This window comes from Promicromonospora sp. NPDC057138, assembly GCF_042670845.1.
GTDB lineage: Bacteria > Actinomycetota > Actinomycetes > Actinomycetales > Cellulomonadaceae > Promicromonospora.
Map to the genome: position 1 here is coordinate 43,967 of NZ_JBHUUX010000019.1, position 21,122 is coordinate 65,088.

Consider the following 21,122-nt stretch of genomic DNA (forward strand, 5'->3'; position numbering starts at 1 on the left):
GCCCGGCGTCGTTCGGGCATACTCCCCCGATTTAGGGAGGACTCCCATGTCCACTCCGACAACACGCGACGACCAGACCGAGACCCCGAGCGGGACCGCAGGCTCGGCAGCTGCCGAGACCGCGGCACCCACGTCGGCCATCCAGCGCCACACCGGCCGCTGGATCGAGAACTGGGACCCGGAGGACGAGACCCTCTGGCACGACGGCGGCAAGAAGATCGCCCGCCGCAACCTGATCGCCTCGATCTTCGCCGAGTTCCTCGGCTTCGCAGCGTGGGCCCTGTGGTCGATCGTCGTGCCGCAGCTGCCGGCCGCCGGCTTCACGCTCAGCGTCGACCAGATGTTCTGGCTCATCGCGGTCCCGAGCCTCGTCGGCGCCACGCTCCGCATCCCCTACACGTTCGCGGTGCCCCTCTTCGGTGGCCGCAACTGGACGATCGTCTCGGCGCTGCTGCTCCTGCTGCCGGTGAGCGCGCTCGCCATCGTGGTGCAGAACCCGCAGACCCCCTTCCTGGTGATGGTCGGCGTCGCGGCGCTCGCCGGCCTCGGCGGCGGCAACTTCGCCTCGTCGATGGCCAACATCTCGTTCTTCTACCCGGAGAAGGAGAAGGGTGCGGCGCTCGGCTGGAACGCCGCGGGCGGCAACCTCGGCACCGCGGCCGTGCAGCTCGTGGTCCCGCTCATCATCGTCACGGCCGCGGGCGTCTCGCTCGAGCGTGCCGGCCTGATCTTCATCCCGTTCGTCCTGCTGGCCGCGTTCCTGGCGTGGCGCTACATGGACAACCTCAGCACCGCGAAGGCGGACCCCCGCTCGTTCGGCGTCGCTGTCCGTGACCGCAACACGTGGATCATCTCGTTCATCTACATCGGCACCTTCGGCTCGTTCATCGGGTTCTCCGGCGCGTTCCCGACGCTGCTCAAGGGCCAGTTCCCGGAGATGACGCTCTCGATCGCGTTCATGGGCGCCCTCGTGGGCTCGGTGTCCCGTCCGCTCGGCGGCATCCTCTCCGACAAGATCGGCGGCGTCCGCGTCACCATCGCCGCCTTCTCCGTGATGACGATCGGCACCCTCGGCGCGATCTACGCGCTCGGCTCCCACAGCTTCCCCCTGTTCTTCGGCTCCTTCCTGCTGCTGTTCGTCGCCACCGGCATCGGCAACGGGTCGGTCTACCGCATGATCCCGGCGGTCTTCCGGGTCTCGGGCGGCACGCTGAAGGCCGCTGCCGGCTGCATCGGCATCGCGGGTGCGGTGGGCGCGTTCGGCGGGTTCCTCATCCCGCGCGGGTTCGCGATGTCCACCACGATCGCCGGGTCGCTCGTCCCGGCCCTGTGGGTGTTCATCGGCGCCTACGTGGTCATGGCCGCCACCACCTGGTTCGTGTACGGCCGCGGCGCCATGGCCGAGGCGCGGGTCTGAGCATGCTCGCCTCCCCCGGCACCACTGTCGACTCCCACTGCCCCTACTGCGCGCTGCAGTGCGGGATGTCGCTCACGCGACCCTCCGCGGACGGCGCGGGTGCGCCGAAGGTGCAACCGCGCGACTTCCCCACCAACCGGGGCGGCCTGTGCCAGAAGGGGTGGACGTCGGCAGCGGTGCTGGGGGCCTCCGACCGGCTGGTCACCCCGCTGGTCCGTGGCGCGTCGGGGGAGCTGGAGCCGACGAGCTGGGACGCGGCGCTCGACCTGGTCGCGTCCCGGCTCGCGGCGCTGGCCGCCGAGCACGGCCCCGAAGCGGTGGCCGTGTTCGGCGGGGGCGGGCTGACCAACGAGAAGGCGTACGCGCTCGGCAAGTTCGCGCGCACCGTCCTGCGCACCCCCAACATCGACTACAACGGCCGGTTCTGCATGGCGTCCGCGGCGGCCGGGATGAACCGGTCGTTCGGCGTCGACCGCGGGCTGCCCTTCCCGCTGGCCGACCTCGGCGGCGCCCAGGCGATCCTGCTCCTCGGCTCGAACCTCGCAGAGACCATGCCGCCCGCCGTCCAGCACCTCGCCGGGGCGCGGGCCGCGGGCGGGCTCGTCGTCGTCGATCCGCGACGGTCGGCGACGGCGCGCCTCGCCGAGGACCCCACCTCGGAGCAGCCCGCCGAGGGCGTGCATCTCGCTCCGGTACCTGGTACGGACCTCGCGGTCCTGCTCGGGCTGCTGCACGTGCTGCTCGCCGAGGGGCTCGCCGACCGGGCGTACCTCGAGGAGCGCACCACCGGGTTCGACGATGTCGCCCGGTCCGTCGCTGGCTGGTGGCCGGAGCGCGTCGAGTCCGTCTCGGGAGTGCCCGCCCCCGAGCTGCGCCGCGTGGCCCGGCTGCTGGCCGCCGCCGCCCCCGTGCACGGCGGCTCCGGCGCGTACGTGCTGACCGGCCGCGGCGTCGAGCAGTCGACGCAGGGCACCGCCACCGTCACCGCGTCGATCAACCTGGCGCTCGCGCTCGGCCTGCCGGGCCGGGTCGGGTCCGGGTACGGCGCGATCACCGGGCAGGGCAACGGGCAGGGCGGCCGTGAGCACGGGCAGAAGGCCGACCAGCTCCCGGGCTACCGCAAGATCGACGACCCGGCGGCGCGCGCGCACGTCGCCGCCGTCTGGGGCGTGGCCCCGGAGACCCTCCCCGGCCCGGGCCTGCCTGCGGTGCAGCTCCTGAAGTCGCTCGGCGCGCCGAGCGACGAGCAGGTTCGCGCGGGCGGCCCCGTCCGGCCGCGGGCGCTGCTGGTCCACGGGTCGAATCTCGTGGTCAGCGCCCCCAACGCGAGCGGCGTGATCGACCGGTTGAAGAGCCTCGACCTCCTGGTCGTCTGCGACTTCGTCCCGAGCGAGACGGCGCTGCTGGCCGACGTCGTCCTCCCGGTGACCCAGTGGGCCGAGGAGGAGGGCACCATGACGTCGCTCGAGGGGCGCGTCATCCGCCGTCGGGCCGTCGTGGCGCCGCCCGGCGAGGCCCGGTCCGAGCTGTGGATACTCGCCGAGCTGGCGCGCCGCCTCGGCGCGCCCGCGTCTCTCGCCTTCCCGACCGACCCCGCCGTGGTGTTCGACGAGCTGGCCCGCGCCTCCGCGGGCGGCCCCGCCGACTACTCGGGGCTGTCGCACGACCGGCTCGACGCCGACGAGGCGTCCGGCGGTCCGGGCCTGTTCTGGCCGGTCCCGGCCGCCGCCCCCGGCGCCTCCGACGTGTCAGACGCCCAGGTCACCGGAGTGACCCATACGTCTGACACGGACGAGCACCCCGGGACGCCGCGGCTGTTCCTGGAGCGCTTCGCCACACCCGATGGGCGGGCGCGCATGGTCGCCGTCGACCACGTGGGGCCGAGCGACGACGTGCGCCCCGGCGCCCCGTTCTACCTGGTCACGGGCCGGGTGCTGCAGCACTACCAGTCGGGTGCCCAGACGCACCGCGTCGCGGAGCTGGAGCGCCTCGTGGCCGAGCCGTACGTCGAGCTGCATCCCGTGCTGGGCTTCCGCATCGGCGTGCCCGACGGCGCCCGCGTGCGCCTCACCAGCGAGCGCGGCCGGGTCGAGGCGACAGCCCGCTGGACCGACGCCGTCCGCCCCGACACCGTCTTCATGCCGTTCCACTGGAGCGGCGTCGGGTCCGTCAACCAGGTCACGACGGACGCGACCGACCCGATCTCCGGGATGCCGGAGTTCAAGGTCTGCGCCGTCGACCTCAAGCCCGTGCCCGACGCCTCGGTGGTCGACGCCTCGCAGGTCGAGCTTGTCGAGACCGGTCTCGACAAGCTCGACCAGCGGGGAGACCACCGGGATGACGCCCGCCGCAAGAAGGAGCTCTCCACATGAATCTGCGAGTCCCTGTGAAAGTCGTCGTGGTGGGCTTCGGGATGGTCGGGTCGCGGCTCGTCGACGAGCTGCTGCGCCGCGAGCCCGAGGCGTTCGACATCACGGTGCTCGGCGCCGAGCCGTACGAGCCGTACAACCGAGTCCTGCTCAGCGACGTGGTGGCCGGGCGCACCGACGTCGCCGCGATCACGATGCCCCTGCCCGACGGCGCCCGGGTCAGCGTGCTCCGCGGCGTCACGGCCACCTCCATCGACCGGGAGTCGCGGGTAGTGACGGCCGACGACGGCACGTCCCACCCGTACGACCACGTGGTCCTCGCGACGGGCGCGGCGGCCCGCATCCCGCCGATCCCGGGCCTGCGCAGGGCCGACGGCGGTCTGCCCGCCGGGGTGCACGCGCTGCGCAACCTCGACGACGCCCGCGAGATCGTCGCCGCCACCGTGAACTCCCCGCGCGCCGTCGTGGTGGGCGGGGGCGTGCTGGGACTGGAGGCCGCGGTCGGCCTCGCGGGCCGCGGTCTCAGCGTGACGCTGATCCACAACGTGCAGTACCTGATGGAGCGCCAGCTCGACCCGGAGGCCGCGGACGTGGTCCGGTCCGGGCTGGAGGGCCAGGGCATCACCGTGCTGCCGAACAGCCTGTCCAGCGAGGTGCTCGTGGCGGGCGGATACGCCGTCGGCGTCCGCGTCAAGGACAACGGGGGGCAGGGCGGCGACCCTGCGACGGCGCAGCGTGAGGAGATCGTCGCCGCCCGCCTCATCGTCTTCTCCGTCGGCACCATCCCCGAGACCGGGCTCGCCGCGGCGGCGGGTCTGTCGACGGACCGCGGCATCGTCGTCGGCTACGACCTCGCCAGCCCCGACGACCCCCGCGTGCACGCGATCGGCGACTGCGCGCAGCCGCCGTCGGGCTCCCGCGGCCTGGTCGCCGAGGGCTGGGACCAGGCGCGCCGCCTGGCGGAGACGCTGGTCTCGCTGGTCGAGCCCGTGTCGGCGCCCGCCGAGCCTGTTCCTTCGCTAGTTGAGCCTGTCGAGACCGGGCCCACGTCCCACCTCCGCCTGCCGCACGACGAGGCCCAGCCCAGCATGGCCGTCCGCCTGGGCGCCCTGCTGACCAGCGGCGCGACCATGAGCCGCGCGCAGTCGGACACTGGCATCGACACACGCGGCACCGACGTCGTGAAGGTCAAGGCGGGCGCACTCAGCGTCACCACCATGGGGGTCTGCGGGCCGGCGCGCCCGAACGCCGCGACGCAGCGCGCCGTGCGCCTCGCCGACCCGCGAGCCGGGCGGTACGTCGAGGTCGTGGTGTCCGACGGCATCCTCGTGGGTGCCACGTGCGTCGGCGATCCGCGGGTCGCCGCCGACCTCACGGCCGCCTACACCCGCCGCACGCCCGTCCCGGTGGACCCCGCGTTCCTGCTGCTCACGCCGGTCATGCCGACGGCGGCCCCGGCGTCGTCCCCCGAGCACATGCCGGACGACGCCGTGGTGTGCCGGTGCAACGGCGTGACCAAGGGCGACATCGCGGGCTCGTGCGAGGCGGGTGCGCATACCGTCGAGGACGTCGTGCGCGAGACCCGGGCGACGACCGGCTGCGGCTCCTGCAAGGACGCCGTGTGCGGGTTGGTGGACTGGCTCCGGGAGAGCAAGGAGGCTGTCCCGGAGCCTGCATGAGCTGACACCGCACCGGAGGGCGCCGCGTTCGTGACCACTATTCTCGGCGCATGACCGGTCGTCTGGTGCTCATGTGCGGTCCCGCGGGCTCGGGGAAGTCCACGTTCGCTCGCCGACTTGAAGGAGACGGCTACGTCCTGCTGTCCATCGACGAGTTTGCCTGGGCGGCCGGCATCACCCAGGACCATCCGCTGCCCGACGGCGTCGCGGCCGGCCTGGACGCCGACCTTCGCTCCCGCCTCGAGCCGTTGCTGCGGGACGGGTACGACGTCGTGGTCGACAGCTCGTTCTGGTCTCGCGCGGCGCGCGACGAGTACCGGGCGATCGGTGCGTCACACGGAGTGATCGCAGAGACCGTCTTCGTGCGAGTGCCGCGCGAGGTCGCGCTCGCGCGCGTCGCGGCGCGCGGGGGAACTGGTCCGGGCGACATCCGGCTCACGCCAGAGGTGGCGGCCGCCTACTACGACGGCTTCGAGGTTCCGACGCCGGACGAGGGTCCGCTGCGGATCGTCGCCGGAGCCTGACTGCCCACGACGGTCAGACCGGGCGGGTCCACTCCAGCGTGTAGCGGAAGAACAACCGACGCCGGAGCCGTGCGCCCGGCAGCACCCGGCGCACCACCTCGGAGAGCTCCGCGAACGTCTCGGCGGCGTCGCGCATGGGCAGCGGCGGGCCGCCGTCGTCCACAGGCTCCGTGACCGGCTGTGGATGCTTGACCATCCCGACCAGCGGGTTGAGCAGGGCGGATATCAGGTCCCAGCTGAAGTCGGTCACCGTGTCAGGCCGCGCCAGGCCGACGACGAGCAGCCGGCCACCGGGCTCGAGCAGCCCGGACGCGTGCCGCAGGGCCGCCTCCAGCGGCATGTGGTGCAGCACCGCGATCATCGTGATCGCGTCGAACTGGCCGTCGACCTCCTCGAACCGGGCGTGGCGCACGCTCACCGCGGGGTCGCCGGCGAAGCGCTCGGCCGAGACGGCGGCCATGGCGGCGTCGGCGTCGACGCCCAGGACCTCGTCGAAGCGTCCCCGCAGCCGGCTCAGCAGGAGGCCGGCGCCGCAGCCGACGTCGAGCGCCCGTCGGCGCCGGGCAGGGAGCCGCCGCAGGATCCAGCCGTGGAAGTGGTCGTTATGGCTCCACGGATGCCGGTCGTTGATCCGGCGGAGCCAGCGGCCGCCCGCTCGGATCAGCGGATTGGGTACGGTCCGGATGTCCATGCGGCCCTACGGTAGCGGTGCAAAACTTGGAGTAAGCGGCGTCCTTAATCCAAGTTTCGCCGAAACTTGGATTAGCGTGGGTCCCATGCTCCAAGTTCCTGCGTTCCGGCACGAGGAAGAGTACTGGGTGGCCGAGTCCGACGGCATGACGAGTCGCGCGCGGATGGCGGAGGCTTCCGGACCGTATCGCTCGACCGTCCCGCCGCAGATCGCGGACTGGGCGCCCGATGTCGCCGCCGACCTCGCGGCCGACACGGAGGAAGCGGCTGCCGCGCTGAGCAGGTTCGACGACTATGCCCGCGCGGTCCTCGGGGAGTCGAGCCCGTCTCTGGGGCCCATGAGCTCCATCCTGCTTCGGACCGAGTCCACGTCGTCCTCCCAGATCGAGGACCTCACGGTGGGCGCAAGGCAGCTCGCGCTGGCGGAGATCGACCAGTCGACGTCGGACAACGCGCGGACCGTGGTCGCGAATGTCCGCGCGATGGAAGCGGCGCTCGACCTGGCAGACAGCCTCGACACCGGCGCCGTGCTGGAGATGCACCGGGCGCTGCTGTCGGGCCAGCGAGGTTGGGAGGAACACGCGGGGCAGTGGCGTGATCAGCTGGTGTGGATCGGGACGAGCTCCGTGAGCCCCCGCGGCGCGTCCCACTTCGCACCGCAGGCAGAGCTCGTGCCGGGGGCTATGGACGACCTGATGGCGTTCGTCCGCCGGGACGACCTTCCAGTCGTCGTGCAGGCTTCTGTGGCCCACGCGCAGTTCGAGAACATCCACCCCTTCTCGGACGGGAACGGCAGGACGGGCCGTGCGCTCGTGCATGCGATGCTGCGCGCCAAGCGGCTGGTGACGAGTACGACGGCGCCCGTCTCGGCAGGCCTCCTGAAGGGCACGGACCGGTATTTCCAGGCGCTCTCGACCTACCGCGACGGGGATGCACGGCCGATCGTCGAGCAGTTCTCCGCCGCTTCGCGGTTCGCTGCGACCGCAGGGGCACGCCTGATCGACGACCTCGCGGCACAGATCGAGCAGTCTCGTGAGCAGATGTCGGGGCTTCGTCCGCAGGCCTCGGCGTGGAAGGTGCTTCCGCATCTGCTCTCTCATCCGGTGCTCAACGCGAGCTATCTTTCGACCCAGGTCGGCATGGGAGCACAGAGCGCACAGAACGCGCTCGGCCAGCTGGTCGACGCCGGCGTGCTGGAGGAACGAACCGGCTTGCGCCGCAATCGCGTCTGGCAGCACCCGGGCATCATCGGAGTAATGGACCACTTCGCGCAGAGCTTGATCCGCGCCTGACCCGAGCGCACTCACCAGGCCGCCCTCCGGCCTGTGAGGAAGAGTTTCGGCCCGGGTAACCACCGGCGCACCAGCGCGAAAAACCAGCCGCCTACGTTCAAGACATGGTCGAATCGGGCAAAACTCAGCACCTTGTCGTGATCGGCGGCGGCATGGTCGCGCAGCGGCTCGTCGAGGCGCTCCGCGCCCGGGACGACGCCGGCCGCTACCGCGTCACCGTCTTCGCGGAAGAGCCCCGCGCGCCCTACGACCGCGTGGGCCTGACCCGGTGGTTCGACGAGGGCCCCGCGGGCATCGCCCTGGGCGACCCGGCCCTGTGGGCCGACCCCCTCGTCACCCTGCACACCGACCGCAAGATCGAGTCCATCGACCGCGAGGCGAAGACCGTCACCGACCGGCTCGGCACCGCGCACGCCTATGACGAGCTGGTGCTCGCCACCGGCTCCAGCGCGGCCATGCCCCCGATCCCGGGCAACGACCTGCCGGGCGTCTTCGTCTACCGCACCATCGACGACGTCGCGGCGCTGCGCGGCTGGGTCGAGGAGAAGCGCCGGAGCTATCCCGAGGGCAAGCCCGTGCGCGGCGCCGTGATCGGCGGCGGCCTGCTCGGCCTGGAGGCCGCGGGCGCGCTCACCGCGCTCGACGCGCAGGCCACCGTGATCGAGTTCGGCACGCACCTCATGGGCGTGCAGGTCGACCTCGGCGGCGGCCACGCGCTGAAGCGCCTGATCAACGGCAAGGGCATCGGCGTCCGCGCCGAGACCGCGACCAGCCAGATGAAGCCCCACCGCCGCACCGGCCACGTGGGCCGGCTGGACTTCGCCGACGGCGGGCGGCTCGACGTCGACGTCGTCGTGGTGGCCACCGGCGTGCGCCCCCGCGACGAGCTCGCCCGCGCGGCCGGGCTGCCGGTCGGGGAGCGCGGCGGCGCCGTCGTCGACCTGTCGTGCCGTACCGAGGACCCGCACATCTGGGCCGTCGGCGAGGTGGCCTGCATCGAGGGCCGCTGCATCGGGCTGGTCGCGCCCGGCAACACGATGGCCGAGGTGGTCGTGGACCGGCTGCTCGGCGGCCTCGCGGAGTTCCCCGGCGCGGACACCGCGACCAAGCTCAAGCTCTCCGGCGTCGACGTCGCGTCGTTCGGCGACGCGCACGCCCGCACCGAGGACGCCGTCGAGGTGGTCTGGGCCGACCCCGTGGCCGGCGTCTACAAGAAGCTTGTCCTGTCCGACGACGCCCGCACCCTCCTGGGCGGCGTCTTCGTCGGCGACGCCGGACCGTACGCGAGCCTGCGCCCGATGCTCGGCGCGGAGCTGCCGGGCGAGGACCCGAGCGCCTTCCTGCTCCCCGAGGGCGGCGGTGGCGCCCCGAGCCTGGAGCTGCCCGACGACGCCAACGTCTGCTCGTGCAACAGCGTCTCGGCCGGGACCATCCGCGGCGCCGTCACGGAGCACGAGTGCACCGACGTCCCTGGCGTGAAGGCCTGCACCCGCGCCGGGACCACCTGCGGCGCCTGCCTGCCGCTGGTGAAGAAGCTCGTCGACACCGAGCTGGAGCGCGCGGGCATCGAGGTCAGCACGGCCCTGTGCGAGCACTTCGACATGTCGCGCGCCCAGCTCTTCGACGCCGTCCGGGTCGCCGACCTGCACTCGTTCAGCGACATCGTGGGCCGGTTCGGGGTCCGTCCGTTGGTCGAGCCTGTCGAGACCCGTTCGGCAGGGGTCTCGACAAGCTCGACCACCGTGGCCCGCAACCGAGGCTGCGACATCTGCAAGCCCGTCGTCGCGTCGATCCTGGCGAGCCTGGGCAACGGCCACATCCTGTCCGGCGAGCAGTCCACGCTGCAGGACACCAACGACCACATGCTGGCCAACCTGCAGAAGGACGGCACCTATTCGGTGGTGCCCCGGATGCCCGGCGGTGAGGTCACGCCGGAGGGGCTGATCGTCGTCGGACAGGTCGCCAAGGACTTCGGGCTGTACACGAAGATCACGGGCGGCCAGCGCATCGACATGTTCGGCGCCCGTGTGGAGCAGCTGCCGGACATCTGGCGCCGGCTGGTCGACGCAGGCTTCGAGTCCGGGCACGCGTACGGCAAGTCGCTGCGCACCGTGAAGTCGTGCGTCGGCTCGACGTGGTGCCGCTACGGCGTCCAGGACTCGGTCGGCATGGCCGTCGAGCTGGAGCTGCGCTACCGCGGCCTGCGCTCGCCGCACAAGCTCAAGATGGGCGTCTCCGGCTGTGCCCGCGAGTGCGCGGAGGCGCGCGGCAAGGACGTGGGCGTCATCGCCACGGACAAGGGCTGGAACATCTACGTGGGCGGCAACGGCGGCCAGACGCCGCGGCACGCGAAGCTGCTCGCCGAGGACCTGACCTCGGAGGAGCTCCTGCGCACCATCGACCGCTTCCTCATGTACTACGTCCGCACGGCCGACCGGCTGCAGCGCACGGCGCCGTGGATCGAGGAGGTCGACGGCGGCCTGGAGGGCGTGCGCGAGGTCATCATGGAGGACTCGCTCGGCATCTGCGCCGACCTGGACTCCGCCATGGCGCGCCACGTCGAGAACTACGAGGACGAGTGGAAGGCCGTCCTCGAGGACCCGGAGAAGCTGCGCCGGTTCTCGTCGTTCGTCAACGCCCCCAAGGACGCCGACCCGTCGCTCGCGTACGTCGAGGAGCGCGGCCAGCGCCGCCCCGCGACGCCGGAGGAGCGCGCGTCCGGCGTCGTCATCGCGGGCCCGAAGCTGGAGGTGCGAGCGTGAGCGTCAACGAGGTGTCAGAAGTAGAGGTCACCGGAGTGACCTGGGAGTCTGACAGCCCGGCGGTGGCTCGGTGGGAGCGGGCCTGCCTGCTCACCGACCTCTTTCCCGAGCGGGGTGCGGCGGCGTTGTTCGGCGACGTCCAGGTGGCGCTGTTCCGGCTGCCCGATACCTCGACCGGCCCGGGACAGGGGTCGGACAGCGCCCAGGTGTATGCCGTCCAGAACCTCGACCCGTTCTCGGGCGCGCACGTCATGTCCCGGGGGATCGTCGGCACCCGGGCGGGCGTGCCCACGGTGGCCGCGCCGGTCTACAAGCAGGTGTTCTCCCTGGTCACCGGCGAGTGCCTGGTGACGGCGGACAAGACCCCCAAGGGCGCCCTCTCGCCGGACCTGCTGACCTACCCGGTAGAGATCCGCGACGGCGTGGTCCACGTAGGTCTGCCATGACCACCGATCCCGTTGAGTGCGGGCTATTTGTTGCTTCAGAGGGGTCTGAGGCAACAAATAGCCAGCACTCAACTGGAGGGCGGGTGACGCTTGTCGGGGGTGGGCCCGGGGCACCCGATCTCTTGACCGTGCGGGCCTGGCGGGCGCTGCAGTCGGCCGACGTCGTGGTCGCGGACCGGCTGGGTCCCGTCGAAATCCTCGCCGAGCTTCCGCCGCACATCCGCGTGGTCGACGTCGGCAAGGAGCCCGGCCGTCATCCCGTCCCGCAGGAACGCATCAACGAGCTGCTCGTGGAGCACGCGCTGGCAGGCGCCCACGTGGTGCGGCTCAAGGGCGGCGACCCGTTCGTGCTCGGCCGGGGCGGCGAGGAGGTCGTCGCGTGCGTGGCAGCCGGCGTGCCGGTCGAGGTGGTTCCCGGCGTGACGTCCGCCGTCGCCGTGCCCGGCCTGGCCGGTATCCCGCTCACCCACCGCGGGGTCACCACGGGCTTCCACGTGGTCTCGGGCCACTGCGCCTCCGGGTCGTCAGACCCGCAGGTCACCGGGGCGAACCATGGCTCTGACAATTCCGGGCCACTGGATGCCGCTGCCCTCTCCTGTGTGCGTGATGCCACGGCTACTCTTGTCGTATTGATGGGGGTGCGGTCCCTTGGCGCCATCGTGGCGCAGTCCCTGGCCGCAGGCGCCGACCCCGCCACTCCCGTAGCGATAGTGGAGAACGGTTCCACGCCGGAGCAGCGCGTCACCCGGGCGCGTCTCGAAGAGGCAGCCGACGTGGCGGCCGCCCGTGGGGTGCGGTCGCCGGCGGTCGTCGTCATCGGCCGCGTGGCAGCGGATGGACTCCTGGAGGGATCACGTGAGCGACGTCTGGCAGGTGCCGGTGTCTGATGTCGCAGCGCCTGCCCACGCCCAGACGACCCGCCAGGCGCTTGGCCAGGTCATGGCGGGCGCGACGGTTCTCGTCACGGCGGAGCGTCGGGCCGGCGAGCTCGCCGCAGCCCTGGAGCGCCGTGGCGCCACCGTCCGGCACGCCCCGGTGCTGAGCATGATCCCGAACGTCGACGACCAGACGCTGATCGCCGCGACGCGCGCGATCGTCTCTGCCCCGCCCGACGTCGTCGTGGTCACCACAGGGATCGGCTTCCGTGCCTGGATCGAGGCCGCCGACGCGCACGGCCTCGCCGAGCCGCTCCTCGACCTGCTCGGGCGAACCCGGATCATCGCGCGCGGCCCCAAGGCCCGTGGCGCCATCCAGGCAGCCGGGCTGCAGGCCGACTGGGTCGCCGAGTCCGAGACGTCCGCCGAGGTGGCGGAAGTGCTGCTCAGCGAGGGTGTGCAGGGCCTGCGCATCGCTGTCCAGCACCACGGCGCGGGCGCCGACGGACTGGACGAGGTGTTCGAGAAGGCCGGCGCGCAGGTCGCGAGCCTCGTCGTATACCGCTGGGGCCCGGCACCAGATCCGACGGCGGTGCGCGACTCCGCGCACGCCGTGGCCGATGGTGAGATCGACGCCGTCGTCTTCACGTCCGCGCCCGGCTCCGAGGCCTGGATGCGGGCCGTCGAGGCGGAGGGCCTGATGGACCGGGTCCGCGCCCGGTTCGTCGACGGCGGGACGGTGGCGGCCGCCGTCGGACCCGTGACGGCGAAGCCGCTGGAGAGCCGCGGGATCGTGCCGCTGCAGCCCGAGCGCGGCCGCCTCGGGGCGCTCGTCCGTGCTCTCGTGGGCCACTACGAGCGCATCGACTCCGTCGCGCTGAACACCGTCGCCGGGTCGCTGGTGATCCGGTCGCGGGTGGCGGTGCTCGACGGGAAGGTACTGCCCCTGTCGCCGACGGGCGTCGCCGTGCTGCGGCTGCTCGCGGCGGCCGGGGGCGATGTGGTGCCGCGGGACCGGGTGCTCGCCGCGCTGCCGGGCGTCTCGCAGGACACGCACGCCGCCGAGGTCGCCATCGCGCGGCTGCGCGAGGCGGCAGGCCGACGCGACCTGATCCGGACCGTGGTGAAGCGGGGCTACCGCATCGAGCTGGCGTGAAGCCCTGGCCGACGTCGGCAAGGTGGCTGAGGAGCGGACCGACATGACAGACGGCGGGTGTTCCGTGTGGGAACACCAGCCGCCTGTCATCTACTGATGTCCTGCGTGTTGTTCATGCAGCGGTGGCGACGGTTCTGGATCAGGCGACCGGCACCAGCTGCCATTGCTGGTTGGTGCCGGTCCCGGCGGTGTATTGCACGATTGGAGCGCCGTCGTTGGTCGCCCAGTTGTACACGTCGGCCGCCAGACCACTGTCGCGGGTGACGATGGTGAAATAACCGTCGTCGGTGGGCTGCAGGAACCACAGCTGGTTGGTGCCGCCGTTGGCGGTCCACTGCTGGAGCTGCAGCCCGGTCGTCGTTCTCCCGCCGTCGACGTCGAGCACCTTGCCGCTGGCGGTGGAGCGCAGGATGAAGGCCCCTGACTGAGCCGCTTCGATGGTCCAGGCGGCGTTCGCTGTCTGCTGAACGACCTTTGCGCCGTCCAGGGTCGAGCCGTCCGCCACGGCGAGGTTCTTGCCGCTGTAGCGGCTGACGATGCGGTAGTTCGTGCCGGATACGGGTCCGGTCGCGATCTCGAACCGGTCGACGGTGGCCCAGTTGTCCGTGGCCCCCGCGCGTTGGTTGCCCGTGACGCGCACCTGGATGGTGTGGCTGCCGGAGGCGAGCCGGGGGCTGGTCCACACCGCGACGTCGCCGGTGCGCGCCGTCGAGTATTCGTCCACGAGGACCTCGGCGCCGCCGTCCACCGAGACGGCGATGATGCCGTGGCTCGGCGCGGTCACCCCGCGCAGTGTGACGCCCGTTCCGACGAAGCTCAGCGTCGCCGTGGCGCCCGCGACGTCGTTGTAGGAGTTGGTCCCGGCGTAGGGGCCGGACTCGTCGGTGGCGTGACCCCAGCTGCCGGCATAGGTCACCCTCGCGTCGGCGTCGTCGATGTTCAGCGCGCCCGCGCCTGCGCCTCCCAGGGTGAAGTACTCGACGGAGTCGGTGAACGTCGTGCTGCCACCCTTGGTGGTCGACAGCACCAGGTACACCCGGGTGCCGCTGGACGGCGTGGTGAAGGTGACCGGCGTGGTGACCCGTGAGCCGAGCGGGATGTTCAGCGTGGGGTTCCCGGATGCGATGACGGTGCCGGTGGGGCTGTTGAGCCGTGCGGTCCAGGTGAGGCCGACGGCGGTATCGCTGAACGTGTCGTTGAAGACGGTGATGTTTCGGGTGACAGAGGTGTTGTAGGCGTAGTTGTCGACGGCCGCCGGCAGCGGGAAGGTGCCGTCGGCGTCCGAGTTGCCGGAGGCTGACCAGTAGGGCAGGTCGATCGCGGCGACCGGGTTGAACCCGGCCTGGATCCGCTGGATCTGCGGGTTGCCCCAGGGATCGGTCAGGTTGTCGACGCCGTAGGCTGGGTGGCCGCCCTCCTCGGGGACGAAGTCGGTGGTCCGCGTGCCGGGCACGAAGCTGGCCCAGCCGGACAGCAGCGTGTACGGGCGCAGGTCGCTGGCGTCCTTGGCGCGCTTGGCGACCGTCGCGGTGGCGAACCACTCGAAGCCCTGCTTGGTGTTGGACTTGTTCCAGACGTACTCGCCCTCACCCTCGGGCCGGCCGGCCAGGGAGGGGAGCGCCTCGCCGTACGTGCCGATGTTGTCGATGTAGTGCGAGAAGACGGCGAAGTTGCCGTTCAGCATGTTGGGGTACGGGTTGGTGTTCCAAGCGGTGTCGACGCTGATCGGCCGGGTGCCGTCGTTGCCGTTCATCGCCGTGTACAGGTCCTTTTCGAACTGCTCGGAGTCGAAGCTGCTGATGTCCGCCTCGTTGCTCTGGCTCCAGCGGATGATCGCGGGGTGGTTGCGGTCGCGCAGGGTCAGCGCTCGGGCGTGGTTGACCATGTTGTCGTGGCCGGCGACGAAGTCCTGGCAGCTGCAGGTGCCGCGGATGGCGGTCTCGTCGATGACCATCATGCCCATCTCGTCGGCCACGTCGAGCATGTACGGGCTGCCCGGCTCCTGGTGGATGCGGACCACGTTGTAGTTGAGCCGCTGGTAGTTGTCCACCGCCTGCGGCCAGCCGCCGTTACCGCCGGCCGGTGGCAGGAAACCGGGCAGCGTGTCGTACGCGTCGCCCTTACCACCGTTGTCGATCCGGTCGTAGTCCGCACCCTGCAGGCTGTCACCGCGGAAGTTCACCCGCGTGCCGTTGAGGTAGTAGTACTCGCCGTTCTGGGTGGTCTCCCGGAACCCGAACCGGTACGCGGCGTCGCTGGTACGGCCGTTGTCGACCGACGCGTGCACCGACAGGCGGTGCAGCTGGGCGCGGTATCCGGCCTGGTAGGGCACGTTCGGCCACCAGTACGAGGCCGAGCCGAGGTTCCACGCGACCGGACCGACGGTGACCTTGGACGTCGTGTGTGCTGCCACGGTGACCGTCTTGCTGGGCAGCGCCGGGTAGCTGAACGAGCTGCCGACGTCGGATGCCAGCGAACCGGTCAGGGTCACGGATCGGCTGGTGTCCGAGGTGTTCGTCACGGTCACGTCGTAGCTGAGAGTCCGATCTGTCACGGACGTGCGCACGAAGGTGTCACTGATGTGCACGGCCGGGTACACCCGCAGGAATGCCGAGCGGTAGATGCCCTGCGGGATCGCCTCGGACCAGTCAGCGGCGTCGGGAACGAGCGTCCTACCCCAACCGTCCAACTCCTTCTTCAACGCGTTCCGGCCCTTGACGCTGACGCTGATCGTGTGCGTCGTGCCGGGGGCGGCGAAGGCGCTGATGTCGAAGCTTGACGGTGTGAACGAGGTGGTCTTCGTGGCGACCACCTGGCCGTCCACCGAGAGCGTCGCCTGGTGGTTCACTGCACCGAACTCGATCCACGTCGACTGGGGCTGGCCGCTGTCGGGCACCGTGATGGTGCGCGAGTACGTCGCCTCGTTCACGTCGGTGAAGCCCTGCTTGTACCAGCCGCCTCCCGGCACAGCGATCGATGTCGCGGCCCGGCCTGCCGGTGTGAAGCTCCACGTGCCGGCCAGGTCGACCGAGCGGACCGCTGCGTTGCCCGCGGTGAAGCCGTCGATGTTCGTACTCGTCGATGCCGCGGCAGGCGGCTGCGCGATCGGCGCTGTGGTCAATCCAGCGGCGGCCATGACCGCCACGACGGCGGCCAGTGAAGTGCGAGCGACGCGTCGACGCCGACGCGGCGGGCTTGGGTTCTCATGCATTGCGGTTCCTTCCGCGAACGGCGCGCCGGTAGCCCGACGGGCCGAGAATGTGAGCGCTAACATCTCTCGAGGTCGGCGTGATCATGGGAAACTGTGGGGGCGTTGGCAGGGCGGGGCGGACGACGCCTGTTGGCCGGCCAGGATCATGCTGCGTTCTGATCGCCTGTGATCAGAGGAGGTTGGTCGAACTCTTCTTGGCCGCCGACGACGGTGCCGGTGGTTGCCGCAACGTGCCTTGATGCAGGCACATGAGTTTCCCGATGTGGGTCGGTGGCTGTCAAGAGTGTCTTCGACGGTGCGCCCGTGACAGGGATCAGTCCGCCAGCTTGAAGGCAAGCTCCGTGTCCCACTCCGCCATGTCGGGCTGCTCGGCCGGGTCCGTGAGGTAGAACTCGAACCGCCCGGCCCACGCGTCACCGGCGTCGGTGTCGTGTCGGTCGAACGTGAGCCCCTCGGCCGCTGCCCACTTCAGCAGCGCGCCGGTGGCGTCGGCCAGCCCGTCGGGGTGGCCGCGGTGGACGGTCGTCACGTACCGCCCGGCCGGGATCGTGCCCACGGTGACGTCGCCCGCGGAGGCGAGCGCGACGTCGTCGGGCACGGGGAAGCCGGCCTCGACGGAGAGATGGGCTGCCATGTCGATCACGCGGTATCGGAAGAACGGCGGGCCGGCGGGGTGCGTGCCGCGCTCGGCGAGCCAGCCGACGATCTCGGGGATGCGGTCCGCGACCTGCGCGAGCTCCGTCATGGTGAAGGTCCCGGTGATGCCGGCGGTGGGCGTTTCGGGGCGTGTTTCTACTCGGTAGTCGCTCATGCTGGGTGGACTGCCCGAACCCGCGGGACTCATCGGATTCCCCGTGGTCCCGTCTCAACGTTCTGCCCCCACCGTCCGTTACAGGCGGCGGATGAGAGGAGCGTCGGACATGGCGCAGTGGGAGTCGGAGCTCACGGAGCTCGTGATGCGGCGCAGCGGTGCGCTGGTGGGGTACGCGTACTCGTTGACGCGGGACAAGCCGCAGGCCGAGGACCTGGTGCAGGACGCACTGGTGAAGGTGTATTCCCGCCTGCGCCGTCCGCCGTCGGTCGCGGGGCAGACACGGGTCGACCTGGACCGGCCCGAGGCGATCAACGCCGAGGGATACGTGCGGCGCGCGATCCTGACCATCTACCTGGACGGGTACCGGAGGCGGAACCACTGGTCCGGTCTCAAGCACCTCCTCGCGGACGATGCCTCCTCTCCTGGTGCGGACCGGGTGGCGACGGCCCGGGTCGACGTCGGGACGGCGCTCAAGCAGCTCTCGCCCCGGCAGCGCGAGGCCGTGATGATGCGGTTCTTCGACGACCTGACCGTGCCCCAGATCGCGGCGGCCCTGGGCACGAGCCAGGGCACGATCAAGCGCCACCTGTTCGACGCGACCGCCGTGCTGCGCCAGGCCCTCGCCGAGGTCTCCGTGCCGGCCATGGACACGGACCTCGACGAGCGGCTGGACACGGTCGCGGGTGCGGTGCGCCGCCGTCGGACGGCGAAGGTGGGCGCCGTCGCCGGTGTGTCGATGGTGCTGGCCGTGGCGCTCGCGTGGGGCGCGTTCGCGGTCAAGCCGTGGATCCGGTCGGAGCCGCTCCCCGCGGACGACAAGGTCGAGTACACGGCCGGGTACGTGCCGGCCAACTGGTCCCGGGACGTCGGGGTGTACTGCGGGATGCCGGTCGAGGAGCTCGACGCCATGGACGCCGGCACGTTCGACCTCGAGATCACGGGCGATCTCAGGCCACGATTCGCCGGCCTCGCAGCGACCTGGGAGATCCCGGTGACCGTCACCGGTGCGGTCCCCGACGACATGCCCGACGAACAACGCGGCTACTTCATCACCTCGCCGCTGATCGTGTGGACCCACGAGGGCAGGGTCGTCGACCTGGGCGCCGGATGGCGCGAAGCCGACTCGGAGGTCTCTCGGGCACTGTCCGAGGACGGCACCTGGAGCGGACCGGCGACCGCACCCAACTCCACGGCATGCCGGGAGGACACCCTCGTCCCCGACAGCCTCGGCGACTACGACAACGAGCGACAGGGCGGCGACTACGAGCTGCGCGTGGTGATGTCAGACGGCTCGGCGGCGGCGCGGGCCGACGGCCGGGACGGCTTGGTGATCAGTGAGCCGATCACGGTGGACCTGGACAGCGGCGTCGCCCCGGAGCCGACTTTCCCGCCGCCGTCGGCCGACTGCAGCGGGGCTCCGTACGCGGGCCAGAGCCTTAAGGCCGAGGGCCTCCCGGACGGCGCGCGGGCCGCTGCGACCGAGGTCCTGGAGGCGGTCACGACCTGTGATGCGCACGCAGTGGCCGCGCTCGGAGGTGGGACGAGCACTGAGCCGCATGGCGGCTGGTCCATGCCGGCGGTCAATGAGACGTTCGCGCTTCCCGAGACGGAGGCACGTACGCCCTATGCGATGGTCGCCCGGCTGCTGACCGAGACCACGCCAGTCACCGATCAGCTGGGGGAGGACCAGACCTGGCCGCGGGTGACCAAGCGGGTCGACGACGACGCGGCCTGGCAGGAGGCGATCGATGCCGGAGCCATCACCGAGGAGCAGGCCGCGGTCGACCGTGCCGAGGGCATCTACACGGGGTGGCGTCTCTCGATCCAGAGCCGGTTCGACCCGCCCCAGATGGTCTGGACCGAGTTCTACGAGGGAGACGCCACCTGGTGCTCGCGTCCGGAGGCCGAAGCCGATCCGGAATGCGCATAGCCTGCGGGGAACTTTCCCGCCGCCGGATGCATCGTTCTTCCCTCCCGGCCCGTCAGGGAGCATGAGCAGGGAGAGGAGGCGTCTTCAGATGGCGCAATGGGAGGTCGAGCTCACGGAGCTCGCGGCGGGACGTGGCGGTGCACTGGTCGGGTACGCGTACTCGTTGTGCCGGGACCGGGCGCAGGCGGAGGACCTGGTGCAGGACGCGCTGGTGAAGGTGTTCTCGCGCCTGCGCCGCCTGCCTGGGGTTACTGACGGCGGCCAGCAGGTTGTCGACCTGGACCAGCCCTCCCTGACGAACGCGGAGGCGTACGTCCGGCGGGCGATCCTGACGATCTATCTCGACGGCTACCGGCGGCAGAGCAGCTGGTCCAGCTTCAAGCACCTCCTGGCCGACGACGAGTGGTCGCCCGGGGCGGACCGCGTAGCCACCGCGCGGGTCGACGTCGGCGCGGCGCTCGCCCAGCTCTCCCCGCGGCAGCGCGAGGCCGTGATGCTGCGGTTCTTCGAGGACATGACTGTGCCGCAGATCGCGGCGGCCCTGGGGACCAGGCCCGGCACGATCAAGCGGTACCTGTCGAACGCGATCGAGCTGCTGCGCACGGCGCTCGCGGAGATGGCGACGCCGGAGATGGAGACCTCGTTCGACGAGCGGCTGGACACGGTGGCGGGTGCGGTGCGCCGCCGTCGGACGGCGAAGGTGGGCGCCGTGGCGGGCGTGTCGATGGTGCTGGCCGTGGCGCTCGCGTGGGGTGCGTTCGCGGTGAAGCCGTGGATCCAGTCGGAGCCGCTGCCCGCGGAGGAGAAGGTCGAGTACACACCTGGATACGTCCCTGTCGGCTGGTCCGGCCAGGGGGTGTACTGCGGCATGCCGGTCGAGGAGCTGGAGGCGATGGACACGGGCACGCTCGACGTCGAGATCGCCGGTGACCTCGCGTCCGACCCGCGTGGACTCACCGCGTACTGGAGCCTGCCGGTGACTATCTCCGGGGCCGTGCCGGAGGGCATTCCCGACCCCATCCCGGAGGGGGTGGGCTTCATGACCTGGCCGCTGATCGTCTGGGCCCACGAGGGCAAGGTCGTCGACCTCCCCAGCTACTGGCATGAGGCCGCCAACGACGAGACCCCTCAGGCGCTCGCCGACCACGGGACCTGGACCGGGCTCGCTTACGCCGGGAACTCGTCGCGCTGCCGTGCGGACACGCTGGTGGAAGACTCGGAGAACCCGCTCGGGGAGTACGACAACGAACGAGCCGGGGGGCGGTACGAGCTGCTTGCAATCGTCGGCGACCCCGAGGTGAGCGACCCGGACGACGGCCGGAGCGGTCTCCTGGTCAGCGACCCGATCACCGTCGACCTGGACAGCGGCGTGGCGCCGTTGCCGGACTTGGCTGCGCCGTCGGACGACTGCAGCGGGGCCACGTACGCAGGGCGGGACCTGGTCGCGCCGGGAGCACCGGAGGGGGTGCGGGCCATGGCCGCGCGACTCCTCGAGGCGGTCACCACCTGCGACGAACGGCTGGTCGTGGAGCTGGCCGGCGTGAATCTGGATACTGCGCCGACACCTGAGCAGGAGGACCTGCTCGTCAACGAGGTCTTTGGGCTCCCGGAGTCCGGGGGCAACACGCCCTACGCGACGGTCGCGCGGCTCCTGACCGGGACCCAGCCGGTCAACCGGGACGACAGTGAATCCTCGACCTGGCCCCGCGCCGCCACCTTCACCAAGAACGACGCAGCATGGCAGGAGGCGGTCGACGCGGGGGTCGTCGACGCCGAGCAGGCTGCAGTCGACCGTGCTGCCGGGAAGTACTCGGGCTGGCAGCTGAACATCCAGGACTACACGGGGGAGGGGCCGACCTGGTCGACCTTCTACGAGGGCGACGACGAGTGGTGTTCCTTCGTGGACGTCGGGCTCGATCCGGAGTGCACGGAGGTCGGGCCGCGCCCCTAAGGTTCC

General features: G+C 71.2%; 14 protein-coding genes. 11 read left to right on the plus strand and 3 right to left on the minus strand.

Annotation, left to right across the window (positions count from 1 at the left end; translation table 11 throughout):
* Positions 1–46: 46 nt before the first annotated feature.
* Genes ACFT2C_RS13190 through ACFT2C_RS13205 form a run of 4 tightly spaced genes read left to right on the plus strand, consistent with a single transcriptional unit; the run spans position 47 to position 5,989 of the window.
* Complete coding sequence (locus tag ACFT2C_RS13190) at positions 47–1,417, plus strand: MFS transporter (RefSeq protein WP_377207516.1); 1,371 nt, start codon at positions 47–49, stop codon at positions 1,415–1,417.
* Between the two features lie 2 nt (positions 1,418–1,419).
* Complete coding sequence (locus tag ACFT2C_RS13195; protein ID WP_377207517.1) at positions 1,420–3,789, plus strand: molybdopterin oxidoreductase family protein; 2,370 nt, start codon at positions 1,420–1,422, stop codon at positions 3,787–3,789.
* The gene (locus tag ACFT2C_RS13200; RefSeq protein ID WP_377207518.1) at positions 3,786–5,465 is read left to right on the plus strand and encodes an FAD-dependent oxidoreductase; all 1,680 of its coding nucleotides are present in this window, start codon (positions 3,786–3,788) and stop codon (positions 5,463–5,465) included. The genes ACFT2C_RS13195 and ACFT2C_RS13200 overlap by 4 nt, the downstream gene beginning before the upstream one ends.
* A gap of 50 nt (positions 5,466–5,515) precedes the next feature.
* Positions 5,516–5,989: an AAA family ATPase gene (locus ACFT2C_RS13205; RefSeq protein ID WP_377207519.1), complete on the plus strand. Its 474-nt coding sequence runs from the start codon at positions 5,516–5,518 to the stop codon at positions 5,987–5,989.
* 13 nt (positions 5,990–6,002) lie between these two features.
* Here ACFT2C_RS13205 and ACFT2C_RS13210 read toward each other — a convergent pair whose 3' ends face one another.
* Complete coding sequence (locus ACFT2C_RS13210; protein ID WP_377207520.1) at positions 6,003–6,680, minus strand: class I SAM-dependent methyltransferase; 678 nt, start codon at positions 6,678–6,680, stop codon at positions 6,003–6,005.
* An 85-nt stretch (positions 6,681–6,765) separates the two neighbouring features.
* Between ACFT2C_RS13210 and ACFT2C_RS13215 the strand changes: the two genes are divergently transcribed.
* The 5 genes from ACFT2C_RS13215 (at position 6,766) to ACFT2C_RS13235 (ending at position 13,210) form a co-directional block, all read left to right on the plus strand.
* Positions 6,766–7,971 carry a Fic family protein gene (locus tag ACFT2C_RS13215; RefSeq protein WP_377207521.1) on the plus strand — a complete coding sequence of 402 codons (1,206 nt, stop codon included), beginning with the start codon at positions 6,766–6,768 and terminating at the stop codon, positions 7,969–7,971.
* A gap of 104 nt (positions 7,972–8,075) precedes the next feature.
* Positions 8,076–10,733 carry a nitrite reductase large subunit NirB gene (gene nirB, locus ACFT2C_RS13220; protein WP_377207522.1) on the plus strand — a complete coding sequence of 886 codons (2,658 nt, stop codon included), beginning with the start codon at positions 8,076–8,078 and terminating at the stop codon, positions 10,731–10,733.
* On the plus strand, positions 10,730–11,179 hold the full coding sequence (locus ACFT2C_RS13225) for a nitrite reductase (NAD(P)H) small subunit family protein (RefSeq protein WP_377207523.1): 450 nt from the start codon (positions 10,730–10,732) through the stop codon (positions 11,177–11,179). Before nirB ends, ACFT2C_RS13225 begins: the two co-directional genes overlap by 4 nt.
* Positions 11,180–11,262: 83 nt before the next feature.
* The gene (cobA, locus tag ACFT2C_RS13230; RefSeq protein WP_377207524.1) at positions 11,263–12,066 is read left to right on the plus strand and encodes a uroporphyrinogen-III C-methyltransferase; all 804 of its coding nucleotides are present in this window, start codon (positions 11,263–11,265) and stop codon (positions 12,064–12,066) included.
* Positions 12,067–12,118: 52 nt separating this feature from the next.
* On the plus strand, positions 12,119–13,210 hold the full coding sequence (locus ACFT2C_RS13235) for a uroporphyrinogen-III synthase (protein ID WP_377207547.1): 1,092 nt from the start codon (positions 12,119–12,121) through the stop codon (positions 13,208–13,210).
* Between the two features lie 139 nt (positions 13,211–13,349).
* On the opposite strand, the gene ACFT2C_RS13240 is transcribed toward ACFT2C_RS13235, so the two are convergent.
* Together ACFT2C_RS13240 and ACFT2C_RS13245 are read right to left on the minus strand one after the other, a co-directional pair.
* Positions 13,350–16,421 carry an RICIN domain-containing protein gene (locus tag ACFT2C_RS13240; protein WP_377207525.1) on the minus strand — a complete coding sequence of 1,024 codons (3,072 nt, stop codon included), beginning with the start codon at positions 16,419–16,421 and terminating at the stop codon, positions 13,350–13,352.
* 313 nt (positions 16,422–16,734) lie between these two features.
* Positions 16,735–17,232, minus strand: coding sequence for a GyrI-like domain-containing protein (locus ACFT2C_RS13245; protein WP_377207526.1), 498 nt, complete (start codon positions 17,230–17,232; stop codon positions 16,735–16,737).
* Positions 17,233–17,341: 109 nt separating this feature from the next.
* On the opposite strand from ACFT2C_RS13245, the gene ACFT2C_RS13250 reads away from it, so the two are divergent.
* On the plus strand, positions 17,342–19,165 hold the full coding sequence (locus ACFT2C_RS13250; RefSeq protein WP_377207527.1) for an RNA polymerase sigma factor: 1,824 nt from the start codon (positions 17,342–17,344) through the stop codon (positions 19,163–19,165).
* Positions 19,166–19,253: 88 nt separating this feature from the next.
* On the plus strand, positions 19,254–21,116 hold the full coding sequence (locus ACFT2C_RS13255) for an RNA polymerase sigma factor (protein ID WP_377207528.1): 1,863 nt from the start codon (positions 19,254–19,256) through the stop codon (positions 21,114–21,116).
* Positions 21,117–21,122: the final 6 nt, after the last annotated feature.